20 protein-coding genes are annotated in these 20976 nt (G+C 53.0%); 11 read left to right on the forward strand and 9 right to left on the reverse strand.

The features are described 5' to 3' along the window. Positions 1-5: 5 nt before the first annotated feature. The 4 genes from NP77_RS19415 to NP77_RS19430 all read left to right on the forward strand — a co-directional run bounded on the left by NP77_RS19415 (position 6) and on the right by NP77_RS19430 (position 4935). A complete protein-coding gene (locus NP77_RS19415; protein ID WP_003851665.1) occupies positions 6-857 on the forward strand; it encodes a sugar ABC transporter permease in 852 nt (283 codons plus the stop codon). Between the two features lie 3 nt (positions 858-860). Further along, positions 861-2054, forward strand: coding sequence for a glycosyl hydrolase 53 family protein (locus tag NP77_RS19420; protein ID WP_039661353.1), 1194 nt, complete (start codon positions 861-863; stop codon positions 2052-2054). A gap of 41 nt (positions 2055-2095) precedes the next feature. Further along, positions 2096-4168 carry a beta-galactosidase gene (locus tag NP77_RS19425; RefSeq protein WP_033762501.1) on the forward strand — a complete coding sequence of 691 codons (2073 nt, stop codon included), beginning with the start codon at positions 2096-2098 and terminating at the stop codon, positions 4166-4168. A gap of 449 nt (positions 4169-4617) precedes the next feature. Continuing rightward, entirely contained in the window at positions 4618-4935 is a 318-nt protein-coding gene (locus NP77_RS19430) for a glucose PTS transporter subunit EIIB (protein WP_003851663.1), read from the forward strand. 105 nt (positions 4936-5040) lie between these two features. Here the strand turns inward: NP77_RS19430 and NP77_RS19435 are convergent, their stop codons facing one another. Beyond that, the gene (locus tag NP77_RS19435; RefSeq protein WP_003851661.1) at positions 5041-6303 is read right to left on the reverse strand and encodes a maltoporin; all 1263 of its coding nucleotides are present in this window, start codon (positions 6301-6303) and stop codon (positions 5041-5043) included. Between the two features lie 266 nt (positions 6304-6569). On the opposite strand from NP77_RS19435, the gene NP77_RS19440 reads away from it, so the two are divergent. Together NP77_RS19440 and NP77_RS19445 are read left to right on the forward strand one after the other, a co-directional pair. Beyond that, positions 6570-7640 carry a LacI family DNA-binding transcriptional regulator gene (locus NP77_RS19440; protein WP_003851659.1) on the forward strand — a complete coding sequence of 357 codons (1071 nt, stop codon included), beginning with the start codon at positions 6570-6572 and terminating at the stop codon, positions 7638-7640. A gap of 184 nt (positions 7641-7824) precedes the next feature. Next, entirely contained in the window at positions 7825-8151 is a 327-nt protein-coding gene (locus NP77_RS19445; RefSeq protein WP_039661354.1) for a hypothetical protein, read from the forward strand. Between the two features lie 108 nt (positions 8152-8259). Here the strand turns inward: NP77_RS19445 and NP77_RS19450 are convergent, their stop codons facing one another. Further along, positions 8260-9033: a membrane protein gene (locus NP77_RS19450; RefSeq protein WP_039661355.1), complete on the reverse strand. Its 774-nt coding sequence runs from the start codon at positions 9031-9033 to the stop codon at positions 8260-8262. Between the two features lie 769 nt (positions 9034-9802). Between NP77_RS19450 and NP77_RS19455 the strand changes: the two genes are divergently transcribed. Further along, positions 9803-11050 (forward strand): sensor domain-containing diguanylate cyclase, encoded by a 1248-nt coding sequence (locus NP77_RS19455; RefSeq protein WP_033762496.1) that lies wholly within the window; start codon positions 9803-9805, stop codon positions 11048-11050. 399 nt (positions 11051-11449) lie between these two features. Then, a complete protein-coding gene (locus NP77_RS19460; RefSeq protein WP_039661356.1) occupies positions 11450-12808 on the forward strand; it encodes an esterase-like activity of phytase family protein in 1359 nt (452 codons plus the stop codon). 42 nt (positions 12809-12850) lie between these two features. On the opposite strand, the gene NP77_RS19465 is transcribed toward NP77_RS19460, so the two are convergent. The 5 genes from NP77_RS19465 to NP77_RS19485 all read right to left on the reverse strand — a co-directional run bounded on the left by NP77_RS19465 (position 12851) and on the right by NP77_RS19485 (position 17402). Continuing rightward, on the reverse strand, positions 12851-13327 hold the full coding sequence (locus tag NP77_RS19465) for a glutathione peroxidase (RefSeq protein ID WP_039661357.1): 477 nt from the start codon (positions 13325-13327) through the stop codon (positions 12851-12853). 166 nt (positions 13328-13493) lie between these two features. Continuing rightward, entirely contained in the window at positions 13494-14516 is a 1023-nt protein-coding gene (locus NP77_RS19470; protein WP_039661358.1) for an NADP-dependent oxidoreductase, read from the reverse strand. Next, positions 14516-15337, reverse strand: coding sequence for an oxidoreductase (locus NP77_RS19475; RefSeq protein ID WP_039661359.1), 822 nt, complete (start codon positions 15335-15337; stop codon positions 14516-14518). Before NP77_RS19475 ends, NP77_RS19470 begins: the two co-directional genes overlap by 1 nt. Positions 15338-15460: 123 nt before the next feature. Beyond that, positions 15461-16243, reverse strand: a complete 783-nt coding sequence (locus NP77_RS19480) for an SDR family oxidoreductase (protein ID WP_039661810.1) — start codon at positions 16241-16243, stop codon at positions 15461-15463. A 67-nt stretch (positions 16244-16310) separates the two neighbouring features. Further along, complete coding sequence (locus NP77_RS19485; RefSeq protein WP_039661360.1) at positions 16311-17402, reverse strand: alkene reductase; 1092 nt, start codon at positions 17400-17402, stop codon at positions 16311-16313. Between the two features lie 128 nt (positions 17403-17530). Here NP77_RS19485 and NP77_RS19490 point away from each other — a divergent pair, with 128 nt between their 5' ends. Next, positions 17531-18079 carry a TetR/AcrR family transcriptional regulator gene (locus NP77_RS19490; RefSeq protein WP_003851633.1) on the forward strand — a complete coding sequence of 183 codons (549 nt, stop codon included), beginning with the start codon at positions 17531-17533 and terminating at the stop codon, positions 18077-18079. 175 nt (positions 18080-18254) lie between these two features. On the opposite strand, the gene NP77_RS19495 is transcribed toward NP77_RS19490, so the two are convergent. Further along, positions 18255-19055 (reverse strand): SDR family oxidoreductase, encoded by an 801-nt coding sequence (locus NP77_RS19495; protein ID WP_003851631.1) that lies wholly within the window; start codon positions 19053-19055, stop codon positions 18255-18257. A 435-nt stretch (positions 19056-19490) separates the two neighbouring features. After that, positions 19491-19964 (reverse strand): Lrp/AsnC family transcriptional regulator, encoded by a 474-nt coding sequence (locus tag NP77_RS19500; RefSeq protein ID WP_039661361.1) that lies wholly within the window; start codon positions 19962-19964, stop codon positions 19491-19493. 161 nt (positions 19965-20125) lie between these two features. Here NP77_RS19500 and NP77_RS19505 point away from each other — a divergent pair, with 161 nt between their 5' ends. Together NP77_RS19505 and NP77_RS19510 are read left to right on the forward strand one after the other, a co-directional pair. Further along, positions 20126-20482 (forward strand): Dabb family protein, encoded by a 357-nt coding sequence (locus tag NP77_RS19505; RefSeq protein ID WP_003851627.1) that lies wholly within the window; start codon positions 20126-20128, stop codon positions 20480-20482. A gap of 29 nt (positions 20483-20511) precedes the next feature. Next, complete coding sequence (locus NP77_RS19510) at positions 20512-20934, forward strand: DUF2000 domain-containing protein (RefSeq protein WP_003851626.1); 423 nt, start codon at positions 20512-20514, stop codon at positions 20932-20934. Positions 20935-20976: the final 42 nt, after the last annotated feature.

Raw genomic sequence — 20976 nt, forward strand, 5'->3', positions numbered from 1 at the left:
CAAGTATGGCGAAGTCCGGCAGTATTAAACGCGAAAGGTGGATACGCCTGTCGCTGACCTGGCTGGTGGTGCTGGCCGTCTCGACCATCATTATTTATCCGCTGGTCTGGACGGTAGGCGCATCACTGAATGCAGGTAACAGCCTGCTCAGCAGTTCAATCATTCCGGAGAATGCGTCGCTGCAGCACTACCGCGACCTGTTCAATGGCACGGTGCCGTATATGACGTGGTACTGGAACTCGATGAAAATCAGTTTTCTGACCATGGTGCTGACGTTGATCAGCGTCAGCTGTACCGCCTACGCCTTTTCCCGTTTTCGGTTTAAGGGGCGGCAGAACGGCCTGATGCTGTTTCTGCTGCTGCAGATGATCCCGCAGTTTTCGGCGCTCATCGCCATTTTCGTCTTGTCGCAGCTGCTGGGATTAATCAACAGCCATCTGGCGCTGGTGTTGATCTATGTCGGCGGGATGATCCCGATGAACACCTATCTGATGAAGGGCTATCTCGACTCGATTCCCAAAGATCTGGATGAGTCGGCGCGCATGGACGGGGCAGGTAATTTCCGCATCTTCGTGGAGATCATCATGCCACTGTCGAAGCCGATTCTGGCGGTGGTGGCACTGTTCTCTTTCACCGGGCCGCTGGGTGATTTTATTCTCTCCAGCACCATTCTGCGAACGCCGGAGCAGTTCACGCTGCCCATTGGCCTCTATAACCTGGTGTCACAAAAAATGGGTGCCAGTTACACCACTTATGCAGCGGGCGCGGTGCTGATCGCCGTGCCGGTCGCGGTGTTCTATCTGGCCCTGCAGAAATACTTCGTTTCCGGCCTCGCCTCAGGCAGTACTAAAGGATAAATCATGACGCCAAAAACATTGATTCTCGCCCTGGCACTGGCCTGGGCGACACCGCTGCTCGCCGCCGATCAGCCGGTCATCGCCTCTGCCGGGCCGTGGCCAGCCGATTTTATCAAGGGAGCAGATATCTCATCGCTGGCTGAGCTGGAGAAACAGGGCGCAAAATTTTACAACGCGAACAATCAGCAGCAGGACGCCATCGCCATTCTGAAAGCCAGTGGTATCAACACCATCCGGTTGCGACTGTGGGTCGATCCCACCGACGGCAGCGGTCACACCTACGGCGGTGGCGGCAACGATCTGGCGACCACGCTGGCGCTGGCGAAGCGGGTCAAAGCGGCGGGAATGAAGCTACTGCTCGATATTCACTACAGTGATTTCTGGACCGATCCCGGCAAGCAGTTCAAGCCCAAAGCCTGGCAATCGCTGACCTTTCCGCAGCTGGAAACCCAGGTGCATGACTACACGCGCGACACCATCGCCCGCTTTAAAGCGGAAGGTGTAATGCCGGATATCGTGCAGATTGGTAACGAACTTAACGGCGGCATGCTCTGGCCAGAAGGTAAGAGCTGGGGCCAGAACGGCGGCGAGTTTGATCGGCTGGCGGGTTTGCTGAAGGCCGGTATCAGCGGTTTGCGCGAGAACCTCAGCGATCCGCATCAGGTGAAGATCATGCTGCATCTGGCCGAGGGCACGAAAAATGACACTTTCCGCTGGTGGTTCGATGAAATCGTTAAGCGTGATGTCCCGTTCGATGTGATTGGTCTGTCGATTTACACCTACTGGAACGGTCCTGTCAGCGCTCTGAAAGCCAACATGGATGATATCTCCCGGCGCTACAACAAGGATGTCATGGTGGTGGAGGCCGCCTACGGCTACACGCTGGAAAACTGTGACAATGCTGAAAACAGCTTCCAGGCCAAAGAGGAGAAAGCAGGTGGCTACCCCGGCAGCGTCGCGGGTCAGGCGGCATACCTGCATGACCTGATTAAGGCGGTGCTGGCGGTGCCGGACCATCGCGGCAAGGGCGTGGTCTATTGGGAGCCCGCGTGGATCCCCGCACCAGGCAATACCTGGGCTACACCTGCTGGCATGAAATATATCCACGACGAATGGAAACTGGGAAACGCCCGCGAAAACCAGGCGCTGTTTGACTGTCACGGCAAGGCGCTGCCTTCGCTGCAGGTTTTTCATTAACGCTTAGCGCTAACGCTAATGTCTTCCTCTGAGGAACAGGTATGAATAAATTTCCCCCGCTCAGCGCCCGGGTTAACCGGCTGCTGCATGGTGCTGACTACAATCCGGAACAGTGGGCGCATCAGCCGGGTATCATTAATGACGACGTTGAAATGATGAAGCAGGCGAACTGTAACGTCATGTCGGTGGGTATTTTCAGTTGGGCGAAGCTGGAGCCGGAAGAAGGCCGCTATGAATTTGGCTGGCTGGATGAGGTCATCGACACGCTGTGGCTGCAAGGCATTTCGGTATTTCTTGCAACACCCAGCGGGGCACGTCCGGCCTGGATGTCGCAGGCCTATCCTGAGGTGCTGCGCACAGGGCGCGATCGCGTTCCGGCGTTGCATGGCGGCCGCCATAACCATTGCATGACCTCGCCGGTTTATCGTCAGAAAGTGCAGGCGATGAACAGCAGGCTGGCGGCGCGTTATGCGCACCATCCGGCGGTGATCGGCTGGCACATTTCCAATGAATATGGTGGTGAATGTCACTGCGATCGTTGTCAGGAGGCCTTTCGCGGCTGGCTGCAGCGCCGTTATGAGACGCTGGAGGCGCTGAATCTTGCCTGGTGGAGCGACTTCTGGAGTCACACGTACAGCGACTGGTCACAGATTGTGTCGCCTGCGCCACAGGGTGAGATGTCGATTCATGGCCTGAATCTGGACTGGCGGCGGTTTATGACCGATCAGGTGACTGACTTCTGTCGTGAGGAGATTAAACCGCTGAAGCAGGCCAATCCCGATCTGCCTGCTACCACCAATTTTATGGAATATTTCTACGACTACGATTACTGGAAGCTGGCACCGGCGCTCGATTTTATCTCGTGGGATAGCTACCCGATGTGGCACAACGAGAAGGATGAGACCACGCTCGCCTGTTATACCGCGATGTATCACGATTTGATGCGCACCCTCAAGCAGGGCAAGCCGTTTGTGCTGATGGAGTCGACACCGGGTGCGACCAACTGGCAGCCGACCAGCAAGTTAAAGAAGCCGGGTATGCATATTCTCTCTTCACTGCAGGCGGTCGCCCACGGTGCGGACGCGGTGCAATATTTCCAGTGGCGCAAGAGCCGGGGTTCGGTCGAGAAGTTTCATGGCGCAGTCATCGATCATGTCGGTCATCTGGATACGCGCACCGGTCGTGAAGTGAGTGAACTGGGCCGGATGCTGGCCGCTATGACGCCCGTAATGGGCAGCCGGGTCGAGGCGCGTGTTGCCATTATTTTCGACTGGGAAAGTCGCTGGGCGATGGACAACGCTCAGGGGCCGCGCAATCTGGGTCTGCATTACGAGCGCACGGTAAACGAGCATTATCGGGCGTTCTGGGAGCAGGGTGTTGCGGTAGATGTGATTAATGGCGACAGCGATTTCAGTGGTTACGATCTGGTGATTGCACCAATGCTCTATATGGTGCGCGACGGTTTCGCGGCGCGTGCAGAGCAGCATGTTGAACGGGGCGGGCATTTCGTGGCCAGTTACTGGAGTGGCATCGTCAATGAGAGTGACCTTTGTTATCCAGGCGGTTTCCCGGGTCCATTGCGGCCGCTGCTCGGTATCTGGTCAGAAGAGATCGACAGCCTGACCGACGAGGAGTTTAACGGCGTGCGCGGTGTGCGCGGCAATGAGCTGGGGTTGAGCGGACCTTATCAGGCCAGAGAGCTTTGTGAACATATTCATCTGGAGGGTGCGACTGCGCTGGCCAGTTACGAGAGTGATTTTTATGCCGGCACCCCGGCGGTGACGATGAATCGGGTCGGTCAGGGTAAAGCCTGGTATATTGCCTCGCGTAACGACCTGTCATTCCATCGGGATTTTTATGGCGCGTTGATTAAGCAACTGGGATTACCGCGTGCGCTGGCGGGTGAGTTGCCGCCGGGCGTGGTGGTTCAGCGCCGAACTGACGGTGAGCAGGCGTTTCTGTTTGTGCAGAACTTTACCGCTCAGACGCAGCAGCTGTCGTTGCCCGCCGGGCTGAGTGATTTGGTGGATGGCATGAGTGTTGGGGAATCGCTGACGCTGGGGGCGTGGGGGTGCAGAGTGTTGAGCGGACCTATGGCGCAGGGAGCGGTATAACCGGAGGCAGCCAGCGGTCAGGGGCAAATTTAGTGGCGGTGGCAGGCCGTTTGAGCACAGGCGCAGAGGACCAGCGCCCTGGGCAAAGACGCAAAAGAGGCCGCCCCTGTCCGCTCAACACAGGCTATTACGCACCTCATCCCTGAGGTGCGTCCGTTACCGGTCCAACGCGTTGCGTTGTTCAGAAACGCTCCCGGCGTTTTTGTCCATGGCCCGTAATGCTTTGCTACAGGCACTGGCCCCCATCGCTTATGGTTTTGGCGTTGCCTGTTCTAAGGTCTGAATTTAACTGTTGATAGGGAGCCGGTTTTTTAGAGGCTGCTAACAGGATAGATGCAGGAAGCGTGTATATTCAGTGAGCGTTCCCAGGCATGTCCCCCGCGTTTTCATTAATCAGTCGTGAGTGGCGGGCCATTGCCCGCCTTTTTTATTATCTGAAGGAGAACAACATGTTGAGTCTGAAATCGTTTAAGCAATATTTCAGTCGGCAGCCGCTGACGGTGGAAGAGCTTGAGGTAGACAGCGCACTACTGGAGCGTCTGGTGAACTGTTTTGGCGGGCGTGAGAATATTCAGCAGGTTGACGCCTGTTTAACCCGGCTACGGGTAAAAGTAACGTCGCTGAAGGCAGTTGATACGGCGGGATTACAGAAAGCGGGGGCGATTGGCGTGGTGATCCTGGGGCATGAGGTACATGCAATCTTTGGTAAGCAGTCTGACCAGTTGCGTCAGTTGCTGGAAGAACGTTTCTTTAAGCCAGAGCAATAAACCGCTGTAAAAATATGATGCAAAAAAATGGATAACCGTCGCCGGTTATCCAAATAAGCCCCTGCATAAGAGCTTAACAATGATCACAATGAGGAGACTGCTCTGTTACCACCAGGCTTCGACCTGTACGCCGAAGTTCCAGGTGTTGTTACTGGTGTTGTCTTTGAAGCTGTGTCCGTCTTCTGAATCATTCAGGTAAGAAGCAAACAGACGCAGTTCCGGACGAGACATAAATTCGGGACCGGCTGCCAGGCCCAGCGCCAGCGTATATTTCTGTCCCGCCGCTTTATAGTCGCTGCCCACTTTATTCTCATCTTTCTGCCAGAAACTGCCGACTTCGCCGATACCACGGACATACTGTGTAAACTGATACTGTCCACGGCCCACCAGCGACAGCAGCGTACTTTTGCTGGTCTGCGCGGTGATATCATCGGCTGAGCCCCAGGTGAAGACCTGATTCAGGGAGAATTTATCGGTTATCGGCAGCAGGCCGGTATTGATCACGCGATAGCCGGTGGCATTGCTGGTATCGTTCCACATGTCATACCAGCCGCCGCCCTGCGAGATCATGTTTTGTGCCAGGCCTTTGTTGGCATACTGGAACACCAGTTTCTGATAGCCACCCCACATATCCTGACTGATCTCACTGGTGAGCATAACGCCGTTATCCGCGTCATACAGGCCACCATATTCTTTCTGTTTGTTCGTGGTGTTCGGCATGGCGTAGTCAACACCAAACTCGGTCCAGGCACCGCTCCAGGGTTTCCAGCCGGCATAGCGAAGGTCGAGGTAGTTAATGTTGACGTCGTTATCGCCATCCACGCGGTAATCCACATCATTGGCGTCGCCACGAATCCACGCAAACGAGATAGCGCCCGGACCCAGGGTGTAGTTTTCGATACCGGCACCTGAACCGGAAATATTCCAGTATTTGGTATCAATGATATGCAGATCGTGACGCTGGTAGTAGCGTTTGCCGCCCCAGATCACGGCATCTTTGTCACCCGGCACCAGTCCTTTTATCTGCAGGTTCAGCTGACGTAAACCAAACTGCGCATCATCGCCGAAGGTGGTTTCGTTATCGTTTGAGCCGTCGGAGAACATGCTGACCATGGTGTCGACATAGAAACTCACGTCGTCCTTTTTGTAGACCTCGCTGCCCAGCTCAACCTCGCCATAGGTGTCGGCTTCGTTGCCAAGACGGCCAACCTTGTTTTTTTGATACTCTTCAATACCGCCATCCTGCGATACGCCCACGCCACCACGCAGATAGCCATGGAAATCAATGTTGTCGATAGCGGCATAGAGTGTCGGGGAGGTCAGGGCCGCAGCAAGCGCCACAGCAGCAGTACGTAACCTTGTTTCCATGTTATCCTCAATTTTTATTTGTAATACGTTCACATGACAGCGGCAGTAAACGTCTTTTGTCAGATGAGTGACAAATAAAATCGCGATAATGTGTGACGCACTGCAAATAAAGCGGCGCTATTTGTAACGATTAGTGAATTGGATCACCAAATTTTACTATGTGAAGGTATTACTTTTACTTTTTATTTCCGCAATGTGACTGCGGCAGCCTGGCTGTCACTGCGGCTGTGATACCATGCCGACTTCGGTCATCAGGGATGCGAATTATGAAATCAAAAAATGCCACCTTAGAGGATGTCGCCCGTCATGCTGGCGTGTCGTATCAGACGGTTTCACGGGTTTTGAATAAGTCGGCAAATGTCTCGGAATCAACGCGGCGCAAGGTGGAGCACTCCATTGAGACCCTGCGTTACGTGCCTAACAGACTGGCGCAGCAGCTGGTGGGTAAGCAGAGCACCACGCTTGGTCTGGTGACAACATCGCTCGCCCTGCATGCGCCTTCTCAGGTGGCCGCCGCCGTTAAACGTTATGCCAATGCTGCGGACTATCAGGTACTGATTGCGATGATTGATGAGAACGTCAACCAAAGCCTGCAGGACTGTATCAATGAACTGAAGTCTCAGCGGGTGGATAAAGTCATTATCAACGTCCCGCTGGAGAGTGCTGACGCAGAACAGGTCGTGGAGGAGAATCAGGACATACTCTGTCTGTTCCTGGATGTTGATCCCTACAGTTCGGTGTTTAACGTTTCGTTTAACCCGGCTGACGGTACTCGCGCCAGCGTCAAATATTTGTATGAGCAGGGGCATCGCGAATTCGCGCTGCTGGCCGGGCCTGAGCAGTCGGTCTCTGCCAATCTGCGGTTGAAGAGCTGGCTGGATACGCTGGAAAGTTATCGTCTGAAGCCGGTCAGTGTCAGCCACGGCAATTGGGATGCGCAGAGTGGTTATAACGGTGTATTGCAACTGTTGCGGGAAGCGCCGGAATTCAGCGCGCTGCTCGTGGGCAATGACCAGATGGCGCTGGGTGTGCTGAGCGCACTGCATCAGCGCGGCGTGGCGGTGCCAGGGCAAATTTCGGTGATTGGCTACGACGATACCTATGAAAGCGCCTTCTTCCATCCGGCGTTAACCACGGTATCGCTGGATCTGGATTTACAGGGTAAAGAAGCGGTGTCGCGTCTGTTGTTAGCCAGTGAAGAGGATGATCAGCGTTCCTCTTCCATCCTGCCAGCAAAACTGGTGGTGCGCAGTTCAACCGGTAGCGCCGGGCAGCAGCAGCGGGATTTAAAGCAGATTGCCGAACAGTTGCGGCTGATCGCCAGCCGGCTTGAGTAACCCGACAATTCCTGAAGATAAAAAAGCACAAGAACGCACCGCTGCTATGCTCAGATCAGGATAATTATTCTGAATGTCGGACAGATTGCCCGATTATCTGATGCTGTCGTGACGTGCATTTTGATTCGCGCTAAGGCACTCCGATACATTCAGCCCGATTTCATTGGCTTCAGGGAGTGACATTATGCTGTGGCTCGAACAGGGACTTTACCTTCGGATTGAGGAGTTAGCGCATGGCCCCAGGCCGCTGCCGCTTTCGAGTGGTTTTACGCCCCAGACGGCTTATCGGGCGCTGGGCTGTTTTAACCCCTCCGAAACTTCAGATGCTTACTACATTCTTTCAAATGACCGCGATGAAATATGGTTTATCTGTAATCGTCATCTGAGAACCGTTTTTCTTGATGCCAGTAACACCGCATTTCGGGTAAAGATGCAGGAGCCAGCAGAGAGTCTGCCGGTGCTCTCCGCCGCGCCCGAGGGTCATAACATCTCTTTTGAGCGCTCAGTCTGATTTCGCTGTCTGCGAACCATGACGCACCAGAAATATAAAAGCCGCCATTGCTGGCGGCCCTGATGACATCTGTAAAAGCGTGACCTGTAAGTCTAAGGGTCGCGCTTTTTAATTTTCGGTTGCCGTCTTTATCGCCGGTCGCTGTGGCAGTACGACCATACAGGTGATAATGATCAGTGCCAGTGTCAGCGAGGCACCGTATCGACTCAGCGCCAGTCCACCTGCGGCAAGGGGTTTATCCAGAAAGTCGCCAACAACGGCACCTAAAGGTCGGGTCAGAATAAAGGCTGCCCAGAAAAGCGCTGTGCGGGAAAGTGACGTAAAGCGACTGGCAGCCCAGATAATAGCAAGTGCCCCAACAAACAGCAGGATCCCGCCATCGTAACCCAACCCTTCGGTGTCTGCCGTCCAGTCACCCAATGCTGTGCCCAGTGTTTGTGAGAACATAATGGTGACCCAGTAAAAACACTCCGTGACCCCATTGTTGACTGAGCTTACTGCGACTGTGCCGCAGGTAATTTTCCACAGGAACAGAGAGAGAACCAGTAGTGTGCTCAGTAGCAGCGTGCCCCCTGTATAGCCAATGTTCAGCGAGCGATCGGCAAAGTCTGCCATCGTCGTGCCAACTGTGGTTGTGGCGACCACGGTGAACCAGTAAATCCATTTATTGAAGTTTTGACGGTTAATCTGCACCACCACCGCGACCAGGAAGATGATGGCAAATATCAGTGTCCCGGTCAGATAACCCAGATTCATCGACATGGTCACTGCATCACCACCGGTTTCACCCAGGGTTGTCGCTGCAATTTTGATTAACCAGAAAGCCGCGGTGACGGCCGGAACTTTGCTTAGGGAGTGAGAGGCTGTGTTGTTATTTTGCATGAGGTCGTGCTCCGGAAAAGCCCAACATGGGCTAATATCGCAGCGATTCTATGAGATTAATCTTAAGAAAATGTTAAGCTGAAGGAATGAAAAAGATTTTCCCTAACAGGATTTTTAACGTGGCGTGAATCGGGAAGGGCGTTTTGAAATGAGACCTGAATTTCAGATGAAGTGCCCACATCACGATGTAATCACATGTTATTTTTTATCCGGACGGAAAGCTGGTTTTCGTGACTGGATGCGGGTAGTCAGACATGCGCAAATAAAACTCTCTGACAAACATCCATCTATAAGCAATAAAATTAAAGAATCACAGCACGCCAGCACAGTGTCTCAGATTACCGTCAATCTCCTGTTGTGAATGCCGTAAGGGCCAGCCAGAGTGACTAATCCCTGTTACAGGAAGAAAGGGACGGTGCCGGCGGCGTAAAGGTTTTCAGCTAAGCTGTCCCTCCAGCGTTTCAGTCCCTGATATATCAGGGATGTGACTAAAGATTCTGTCCCGATGCGCCGATATACTCAGGCTGATACTTCTGACACTGCATACTGTCATGGACGTTTTGCGCAGACTCATAGGGAAAGGGTGACTCAAAAACGGTAGCCGCAGTGGCGCCGGTTTAAGCCAGTGTTTATGGCGGGTATTTTTGCAATGATAAACCTGTTCCCAGGCCTGTTTTAGATGCAGGCGGGGACTTAAGGTTATAATCAGGTGTGTAGCGACGAGTATTGCGCACAGTTAATATCGTCAGCAACATCGGAGTCGGCCACCATGAACACAATGATCAAACCCTCTTTTACCGCTGTTTGGTCTACTGACGCCCAGGGTATCTGCATCACCAGTCAGGCAAGCCCGGCGGGTATGATGCCTGAACTGAAAGGCGTGACGCTGAGTTCATGGCTGAGGCTGGCGCAGGCTGACGACGATGCGAAAGTTGCGCAGAAACTGACTGCAGCGCTGGAAGAACTCACGCCTTTTCATATCGAAGTGCCTATTCACTGTCTGGACGGTAAGACGCGCCGTGTCCTCTTGTCTGGTCTGCCGGATTCCCTGCCAGGGCGATCTCATCTGCAATATAACGGCTTCATTCTTGATGTCACCGGACAGCGTAAAGCGCTGGAGGATGCGCTGCGCACGGCGGCAGAATATCGTCTGTTAATTGAAAACAGCACCGATCTTATTGCCCATTGCGATGCGGAAGGCCGCTACGTGTCGATCTCACCTTCTTATAGCGAAATGATTGGCTGGACCGCCGAAGAGGTGGTGGGCAGGTTAGTACTGGATTTTCTGCATCCCGACGATCATGACGCTGCCACTGAAACACTCTCATGCATCTTTAGCGGGGGAGTATGGCCGGATGTGGTGGAAGTGCGCAAACTGCATCGTGACGGTCACTACATCAATCTGGGCACCAAAGCCTGTGGCGTCACCAATCCTAATACGGGAAAAAACATTGGTGCCGTACTGGTGTCGCGCGACATCACGCGAGACAAAGAGCGGATGCGTGATCTTGAGAAGCTGGCGACCCTGGACACGCTGACTGGCCTGCATAACCGCGCCTGGATCATTGAGAAAGTGGGCGGCATGCTGTCTCAGGTGGAGGATCAGGCCTACACCACAGTGATGTTTATTGATCTTAACGGCTTTAAGGCGGTAAATGATCTGATGGGGCACGCGACGGGCGATGCGCTATTGCAACAGGTGAGTCAACGGCTGCAACGCTGCATGCGTCCCGGAGATTCCGTAGCGCGACTGGGCGGCGATGAGTTTGTCGTGGCAGCGAAGTGTCATAATCGCGAAACCGCATCTGCTATTGCTCAGCGTATTATTGACAGTCTGCAGGCGCCATTTGCTATCAATAATATGGATGTGCGCATCGGCGCAGCGATCGGTATCAGTCTTGCCCGCTTCGGTACGGTATCGGCCAAAATGTTATTCGAAAATGCGGATAAGGCGATGTATCAGGCCAAAGCACGGCGTGATGGTTCTTACCAGTTTTTTGAGTCAGCAGCGCCTTAGCCAATCAGTAAGCTGGCGAGGAACGCTCTCTGAATTCTCCATTTCTCTTGCTCCGGCGAACAATCATCATACGGTGTCATCACAGTAGCCATAACGCCGTCAAGCCTGGCTGATTAACCCCATTCCTGTCAGACACTATGCCCGTCCTCTCCTGTTATCCGGGAGAAGGCCAGATCGATATCATGCCCGTCGTGTGCCATCGAATCTGCCTGCCGGATTCGCGTTACGGGTATGCTGCCGTGAACGGCTTTCATTGAAGCTATACACCCCTCCTTTTCCAGCCACTCTTCTCAACGGTGTAATAATCAAGCTTTTAGCCGTGAATGTTTCCAGGTTATTTCATTTTCCTGTCATTTTCATTCTTCACGCTGTGCGTTTCCCTTCATGGATTTTAGAAATATGAAAATAAAAGCGATATCTCTGGTTACCAGTTGTGTGCTCTCTTTATCCACATTCGCGGCGCAGCCGCAGGTGGAACGCTACATCGTCAGTTTTCCGGAAGGAACGCGTGTCAGTTACAACGGCACGTTCGCCAGTGCATTTCCTCAGGGGTTGCCAGTGGGCATTGGCTCCGGTTTGTTATTTACAGGCAAGGAAGGGGATGTGCTGACATTTGAAACGGTCACCGATCGCGGGCCGAATGCTGATTCGCCTGATGTGGGTAAGAAAGAGTCAAAAATCTTTGTCACGCCAGACTTCGCGCCACTGCTGATGAGAGTTCGGGTTCAGAACGGCAAAGCTCAGGCCACGGATGCCCGACCGTTGCATGACAATAAAGGCAGTATTAATGGATTGCCTTTACAGAATGACGTCATCGGGTCAACTAATGAAATCGCGCTAAGCGATATGTTGAAAGTGCTGCATGGCGATAATCGCGGTCTGGATACAGAAGGCATTACGCCCGATGGAAAGGGCGGGTATTGGCTCTGTGATGAATATGGCCCGTTCCTGATTAACGTTGATGAGCGTGGCACAATTCTGGCCATTCACGGACCGCAGGCCGCAGAGGGAGAGAAAGCTCTGGCGGGCGGTCTGCCGAATATTCTCAAATGGCGTCAGCCAAATCGCGGCTTTGAAGGGATCACCCGCATGCCGGATGGGCGCCTCATCGCCGCAGTACAAAGCACGCTGGATATTGACGGTAAAAGTAAAAAGCAGGCGCGATTTACGCGTCTGGTGAGCTTTGATCCGGCGACCGGGAAAACCGCGATGTATGGCTACCCCATCGACAGGGGGGTTTACAGTAAAAACAGTGACGCAAAAATTGGCGATATTGTGGCGATAGACAATCAGCATATCCTGTTGATTGAGCAAGGCAGCGACAAAAACGACACAATGCGCAACCTTATCTACAAGGTCGATCTCAGCCCGGCTACCGATCTTACAGCCTTTGATAAGCCGGGCGACTATCCGGAATTTAATGACGAGAAAGCGCTGGCGCAGCGCGGTATTAAGCTGGCCGATAAAACCCTGGTGGCCGATTTACGTCAACTCGGCTGGCAGCAGGAGAAGGCTGAAGGACTGGCGCTTATCGACAGGAAAACGCTCGCGATCGCCAATGACAATGACTTCGGCGTGAAAGCGGTCATGCAAAATCCGGTTAAAGGTAAGAAGCGTAAAGATTATCAGGTGACCGGGCAGGGGACGCTCACGATTGATGATAAGCCCGTGGCAACGACCATTGGCCTGAAACCCTTAGAGAAACCTGAATCGGACAGCGAGTTGTGGATTATTACGCTGGCAGAGCCGTTGCAATAAACGCTTTGCTCACTCAGGGCTGCATGCCTTTACTGCAGCCCCTTAAAGGGCAGCAATAATGGCGGCTTCCATTTTCCCGGGCGTGGTGTTTGGGGCAAATCGTTTGATCGGTTTGCCGTCGCGCCCGATAAGGAACTTAGTAAAGTTCCATTTAATACGCCCACCCAGCACGCCGGGTAATTCCTCTTTCAGGTACCGAAAAATCGGATGGGCTGCGGCGCCATTAACCTCTACCTTGCCGAACATCGGGAAACTCACACCATAGTTGATGTGGCATGTCTGCGCGATCTCGTCGGCTCCGCCGGGCTCCTGTTTACCGAACTGATTGCAGGGGAATCCCAGCACCACCAGTCCCTGAGCAGCATACTTTTTATAGAGGTCTTCAAGACCTGCGTATTGGGGCGTGAATCCACAATGGCTGGCGGTATTCACCACCAGAACCACTTTGCCTGCGAAGTCGTTCATTGAGATAAGCTCACCATTGAGGCTGGCGGCCTTAAATTGATAAAAGGGAGACATGTCACCCTCCTCTGAGCAAAACCCGGTATGCGTCAACAGTAGCACAGCACGAACAGCGGAGGGAGATGGTGCCCGGCAGAGAGTGCGCTCACAGACCCGTAATCCTGATGCCAATCTCTGCCGCCAGCGTACAGAATGATCTTTCGCTCCCGATGAGAGTCGGGGGCTATTCCTGCTGAACCTTAACCACAACTTTACCTTTTGCACGCCCTTGTTGAAGCCAGTCAAGCGCCTCCTGAGTTTTAGTGAAAGGGAAAACTCTGTCGATCACCGGCTTAATGTGTTCCGCTTCAATCAGGCTGGCTATATGGCTGAGCTGATTGCCATCGGGACGCACAAAATGAAAGGAATAATGCAGGCCACGTTTTTTTGTAAGCCGCACAATCTTACGGCTCATCAGGCCCAATATTAGCCGCAGGACGATGTTCAGGTGTCTGGCTCGTGCGAAATCAGCGTCTAAAGGTCCAATCAGAGAGACTATTTTTCCACCGGGTTTTAGGATCTGCGTGGATTTCTCAATGGCATCCCCACGGAGCGTACCGAGAACAACATCATAATCCTTCAGCACCTGTTCAAATTCCTGTTTTTTATAGTCAACCACTTCATCTGCACCCAGCCGACTGACCCATTCCACATTAGCCGTACTGGTCGTCGTTCCTGTCTTTGCGCCAAGATGTTTCGCCAGTTGAATCGCAAAGCTGCCGATGCCTCCTGAACCTGCCGGAATGAAGACCTTCTGTCCCGGCTGCAGAGAGGTTCTCTCTGTGAATGCCTGCCATGACGTCAGACTCACCATCGGAAGCGAAGCCGCCTGAACGAAATCCAGATTCTTTGGCTTTATTGCGGCGTGACTTTCATGAACCCGCGCATACTCAGCCAGAGAACCGGTACCGGTGTCGAAAATGCTGGCGTAAACCTCATCACCCGGCTTAAAACGCGTCACGCGACTCCCGGTTGCGACAACCACACCCGCCAGATCGCTGCCGAGCGTAGCGGGCAGCTTAAAATGCAAAACCGGCTTGAACGTTCCCGCAGGGATCATGTTATCGATGGGATTCAGACCTACGGCATACACCTTCACCAGGATTTCTTCATCGCCGTGAGAAGGATAATCGCTCTCTTCAAACCCCAGTTCAGGTGATTTTCCGTAGCGTTTAAACGTAAAAGCTTTCATCGTTCGGGTTTTCATCATTCATTTCTCGCATCAAGCTGAAGGCTGTTTCGCACAACTTTGTCGAGCAATGAAGCGGGCGCAAAACGGCGGATAAAGTTGAGTTTTGCAGCCAGCGTTCCTGCTGTATAGCGTATTTTTGGCCGTGCGCTCTGCGCCGCGTTAACCACGACCTCTGCCACCACCTCAGCGCTTTCTGCTGTAGCCATTGCCTTACTGACCACCTTCGTTAACTTAGCCCGAATGAGTTCGTACGCTTCAAGCTTTGCGTCTGGTTCTATATTGTGAGCTTCAAACTGCGTTTTTATGTATGCCGGTTCGATGACGGAGACCCTGATACCCTGTGTGCGCAGTTCATGATCGAGTGCGCCCGAGTAACCCTCTACGGCATGTTTACTGGCGGCATACAGGGCGACATAGGGCAATGGCACGATGCCGAGAATCGAACCGATGTTAATAATGCGCCCACTGCCCTGATGGCGCATGTGGGGCAGCACGGCCCGTGTCACTCTTACAATACCCATAAAATTGGTGTCGAAGATCTGCCGCGCCTGCTCAATAGAACTCTCTTCTGCGGCTGCTGGAGAAACCCCGAAGCCCGCGTTGTTCACCAGAAGGTCGATTCGGCCTTCCCGCTGGATTAACGCCTCAATGGCAGCTTTAACCGACGCGTCATCCGTCACATCCAGTGGCAGTAAGGGAAAAGCGTGTTCACCTGCCGCCGGACCACGCCGGCTTGTGCCATAGACCCGATAACCCGCCGCAAGAAGTTTATTAGCAGAGGCTTCGCCAATTCCTGAAGATGCGCCAGTCACAAGTGCTACACGTATTGGTGTCATGATGAGTATGACCTTAAGTTTGCGTTTGGATTTTTCTGCAGGAAAAGAGACGCAGCCGCAGATTAATCATTGGCTTCACTCTCAGCAGAACCCTGATGGAGGGTTCCGCTGAAATGACTTTTATTACAACGTCTTGTAGCGTTCAGCTGCTTCATCCTGTCTGATGTCAGACAGCAGCCCCTGACGGGCGGTATCAAGCACATCCCAGCGCTCAGCATGATGCAAAGGCGGAATCGTCACGAGCTCGCGGCGGTCAAAGCCTGCCAGAGCGGCGTCAACCAGTTCGCCGACTTCCATCATTTTCGGCGCGTTAGTGATGTCGATACCGGCGCGATTCCATATTTCGGTGTAAGTCCCCGCCGGAAGTACCGCCTGGATATAAATCCCTTTTGATGACAGCTCTACGTTCATTCCCTGAGACAGGAACAGAACAAAGGCTTTGGTTGCGCCGTAGACCGTCATAGCAAATTCCGGGGCGAGTCCAACGATTGAACTGATATTGACGATTGAACCTTCTCCGGCGTCGGCAAAACGGGTAGCCGCAACACTGGCAAGTCGCGTCAGGGCGGTTACGTTTAAGGCGATAAGCTTTTCCATGGAATCCGGTGTTTGCTCGGTAAAACTGCCGGACTGAGCGATACCTGCGTTATTGATAAGAATACCTATCCCCGCATCTTCACGCAGGCGCGCTTCTACTATGGTTAAATCACCAGCTTGAGTCAGATCGGCAGGCAGAACATCCACGGAAATGGTGTGTTCCTCTCGCAGCCGTTTCGCAAGGGCTTCCAGTTTTGTTTTATCGCGAGCAACCAGAACAAGGTCATGTCCACGGCGGGCAAACCGTTCTGCATAGACCGCACCAATACCTGCGGATGCCCCGGTGATAAGAACTGAAGGTTTTTTCATCATTTTATCTTCTTTGTTAGTGGGTAAGAATCGCCGTCGGCGAAGTATGTTAAGCACACCCAGGAATTTATTCGCTGGTATCGTTTAGTGACGGATAATCGGTATAGCCTTGTGCTCCACCGCCATACAGTGTTTCAGGATTGAGAGGGGCCAGAGGCGCGCCCGTCTTCATTCTTTCGACTAAATCAGGGTTAGAAATGAAGGGGCGGCCGAACGCGAATAAATCGGCTTTATCCTGTGCAAGATGCTCAGATGCCAGCGCCAGGTCATAGCCATTATTAGCGATATAGGTGTTTCTGAAGCGGCGACGCAGCGACGTGTAATCGAACGGCGTTGCATCACGGGGACCGCCCGTTACGCCTTCGACGACGTGCAGATAGGCGATACCTGAAGCATTAAGCTGGTCTGCCACATAGTCATATTGTGGCTGTGGATCGCTGCATGAAATCGCATTGGCGGGAGAGACAGGTGAGATGCGAACGCCCGTACGCTCTGCGCCGATCTCATCTTTGACGGCCTGCACGACTTCCAGCAGCAGGCGCGCACGATTCTCTACAGAACCGCCATATTCATCGGTCCGCAGGTTGGCACCATCCTTCAGAAACTGTTCCAGCAGGTAGCCATTCGCGCCATGTATTTCTACGCCATCAAAACCGGCGGCAATGGCATTAGCCGACGCCTTTTTGAAGTCAGCGACAATCCCGTTTATTTCATGCAGTTCAAGGGCGCGGGGTTCAGAGACGTCAGCGAATCCGTTGTTCACAAAGGTCTTAGTTTCAGCGCGGATGGCCGAGGGTGCGACTGGTGCAGCGCCGCCGGGCTGTAAATCGACGTGTGAAACCCGACCCACGTGCCATAGCTGTACAAAGATGCGCCCACCTTTCGCATGCACTGCGTCAGTCACTTTCCGCCAGCCGTCAATCTGCGCCTGGGTGTAGATGCCAGGCGTATCCTGATAGCCCTGCGCCTGCTCAGAAATCTGCGTGGCTTCGGTTATCAGTAATCCTGCCGTGGCACGTTGCGCGTAGTAAGTCGCTGCCAGTTCGCCCGGCACCAGTCCTGCTTCGGCCCGGTTACGCGTCAGCGGAGCCATCACTATGCGATTTGCCAGCGTGATGGACCCCAGTTCATAAGTTTGAAATAGCGCGTCATTGGTCATGATCATTCCTCGGTGAAGTAACGGGCAAAAGTACTTTTTTAATGATGATGATCGTAATCATTAATGTCAACTGGTTTGATTATGATCATCATCAATGTATAATCAGGCTCTGTGTCAGGAGGTAAAATATGAAAGTGTCCAAAGAGCAGGTTCGTGAAAACCGGTTGCGGGTCGTTGAAACCGCGTCAGCGCTTTTTCGCGAGCGTGGTTATGATGGAGTAGGCGTTGCAGAACTGATGTCAGCCGCAGGGTTAACACATGGCGGGTTTTATAAGCATTTCGGGTCGAAAGCTGATCTGTTAGCCGAAGCGATGCGCTGCGGTTTTGCGCAATCCGCAGAAAAAACCCAGGGTGTGAGTCGCGAAACGTTTATCGAATACTATCTTTCCAGACAGCATCGCGATGATAGAGGAAAGGGATGTGTCATGTCGGCTCTGGGGACTGATGCAGCCCGTCAGTCTGAATCCATTCAGGAGACATTTGCGGCCGGGCTTGAACGGCAACTGGCTATTCTGGAATCAGAAAAAGCAACGCGCGCAGAACTGATCAATACCCTTGCGCATCTTGTGGGTGCGATAATGCTTTCGCGGGCCTGTCCGGACAACTCCGGGCTCGCTGACGAAATTCTGGACGTCTGCCGGACGCGTTTGCTTACGCCGGATGAAGATGAACATTGAGTCCCTATTTTTCCGCTCCACTGGTATGAAGCCACGACGCACTGACGGGAGTGTTCAGCTTGCTGGCGTGTAATTTATAGCAGCAGGCGTGCGAAATCAGGACCTCCTGTTCCGGATTTCGTACTGGCTGATGGATATAAACCTGCCGTCCATCTCCTGAACCAGCGACTCACGTTCAGCCGTTGTCGCGAAATCCAGGATACAGGCTCATTCCGCCATCGATAAATAGCGTTGTCCCATGAACGTAGTCAGATAAATCGCTGGCAAGCCAGACGACGGCATTCGCCACGTCTTCAGCTGCACCGATGCGCCCGTAAGGAATGAGTTTCAATAACTCTTTGCCTGCCTCGCCCTGCGTCGCTTCCTCGTTGATGGCCGTGGCAATAGCGCCGGGGGCCACGGAGTTAACGCGGATGCGATCTTCACCCACTTCCTGTGCCAGGCTTTTCATCAGCAAATCAACCCCGCCTTTTGACGCGGCATAGTTGACGTGTCCGGCCCAGGGAATAAGCTGATGAACCGAACTCATATGAATAATTTTTCCCACCGCGCGGCTGAGGTGAGGGCGGTGCTCCTGGCTGCGGAACTGTCGCAACGCAGCGCGCGCGCACAGGAACTGGCCGGTGAGGTTGACGTTAATAACGGTGTTCCAGTCCTCAAGCGTCATCTCAATGGAGGGCGCATCCTTCTGAAGACCTGAGTTTGCGACCAGGATATCCAGTCTGCCAAATTCAGCAATCGTCTGGTCGAAAAGGTTCTGCACGTCCGCTTCTTTCGATACATCTCCTTTAACTGCGATGGCACGTCCACCGTCTGCACGGATGTTTTCAACCAGTTTCTCTGCCGGTTCCGCCTGACTGTGGTAGTTAACCACCACACAGGCACCTTCTCTGGCGAGAGCTTCAGCACAGGCATAGCCGAGACCTGAGCTGGCGCCGGTGACCAGCGCAACCTGATTTTTGAGAGAAAAGATCATGAGGCTTCCTTAATTCAGTCAGTAATGGGCATCGTTAACCCGGCAGGCATCGTGCAGGATGGAATGGCGTTTGTTCGCTGACACGTTGACGTTCAGGCACTCAAACGCGGCTTAGCGGGTCAGCCGGATGCGATGCCTGGGCCTGAGTCACTGAATTATAGATGCGAAATTTAGGATTAGCAGCGATGACGGGCTTGACTGACGGGATCTTCGTTGCACAGGCTTTGCAGGAGCAGTGCCTGCGGGCAGGAAATGTGGATTCACCCTGGCTGGTTTTCTGGCGGGCAGGTCAATTGACTGCCCGATGCTCAGCTGAGTAACCGGGAGGCAATGCCCTGATGCCGCAGACAGCGGACGCCCGCTTAACCGGCGATGGCCGACCGGCAAAAGGGCCCGGCCTGAAACCGCCATCCTCAGCGAGGCCGGTGTCATCATCTATTCAGGCATTTTCTTAATAGGATAAGTCACGAGTGGTTTGATCTCCTTCAGCACAAACATGCTCTGCATCTCTTTGATGCCGGGTAACCGGCGTACCACGGACATGGCAAAATCGGCGTAGGAGTCGAGATCTGACGCCACCACCTGCAGGAGGAAGTCAGCATCGCCACCGATACTGTAGCAGGCCACCACATCCTCCAGCGCAGTCACTTCCTCTTCAAATTTTCGGGCCTCGGCTTCGCTGTGACTGTCAATGACGACCCGGATGAAAACCATCACGCCCAGACCAATTTTTTTGCGGTCAAGTACAGCACGGTAGCCCTGAATGACTTCATCTTCTTCCAGCTTGCGAACTTTGCGCCAGCACGGCGAGGCTGAAAGGCTTATTTTCTGTGCCAGCACCTGGTTCGTCACGCGCGCATCATCCTGCAGGATTTCAAGTATTTTCATATCTGTCGGGCTAAGGGCCATGCGGGAAAACTCCTTTCTACAGAGAGGCTTTAGAGGGTTATTTTTACCTAATTATCCGCATCGGGTAAATGATATAGGTAACAATTTTCTGCCCCGCTACGGCATAATACATTCATCTTTCTAATGAATATTATCAACGGAACAAGGAATGAACGGATCCTATGTTAATGCACATCGTCATGTTTACGCTGAAAAGTCCGTGGAGTTGGTCATCCCTGGAGACTATTGATGCAGAGAGAGCCACGCGTGCTCACCCGGATCATATTAATGAAATAAAAGGTTGGAGCTGTGGCAGGAATATCACCCGACGCGACATCGCAGCGGATTTTGTCGTAATTGGCCTGTTTGAGAACCGCGAAGATTTGAACGCCTATATTATCCACCCTGACCATCAGAAAGGCGTCGCCAAATGGAAATATATTGCGGACTGGAAGGTGGTTGATATTGAATTTCCCGGCGACTTTACATTAAACCGTGGTTTGCTCTCTGTACTGAATACGCTTTCGCACGCACATTAAGATCCATTCCAGAGAAGTGAGGAATTACGATGAAGTTCGACGCCAGTCAGCATCGCTGTACGATTATTATTGATAAAGATCTCCCGGCCGGTCTTGCCATGAACGCAGCAAGCGTTATCGGAATCAGTTTTGGACGCACGGTCGATAATCTCGTTGGACCTGATATGCAAAGCCTCGATGAAGTCAATTACCCCGGTGTTATTTACGCGCCTCTCCCGGTGCTACTGGCTTCAGGTGATTATCTGCATGAATTACAGGCCAGTGCTGAAAGTGATGATGAGATGTATGTCATGCCATTCAGCGCACTGGCACAGTCGTGTAAAACCTATGAAGAGTATGGCGAAAGAATTTCGTCTGTGAAAAGCGAGAATATTGAGCTGGTCGCCATTGGCATTATCGGCCCTAAAAAGAAGCTGACCCGAATGACAGGGAATCTGCCGCTCTACAAATAAATCATCTTAAAGCGCGTTAAGCAGCCGATCGCATAGCGATCT

Source organism: Pantoea sp. MBLJ3 (assembly GCF_000816655.1).
In the GTDB taxonomy this organism is placed as follows: domain Bacteria; phylum Pseudomonadota; class Gammaproteobacteria; order Enterobacterales; family Enterobacteriaceae; genus Pantoea; species Pantoea eucalypti.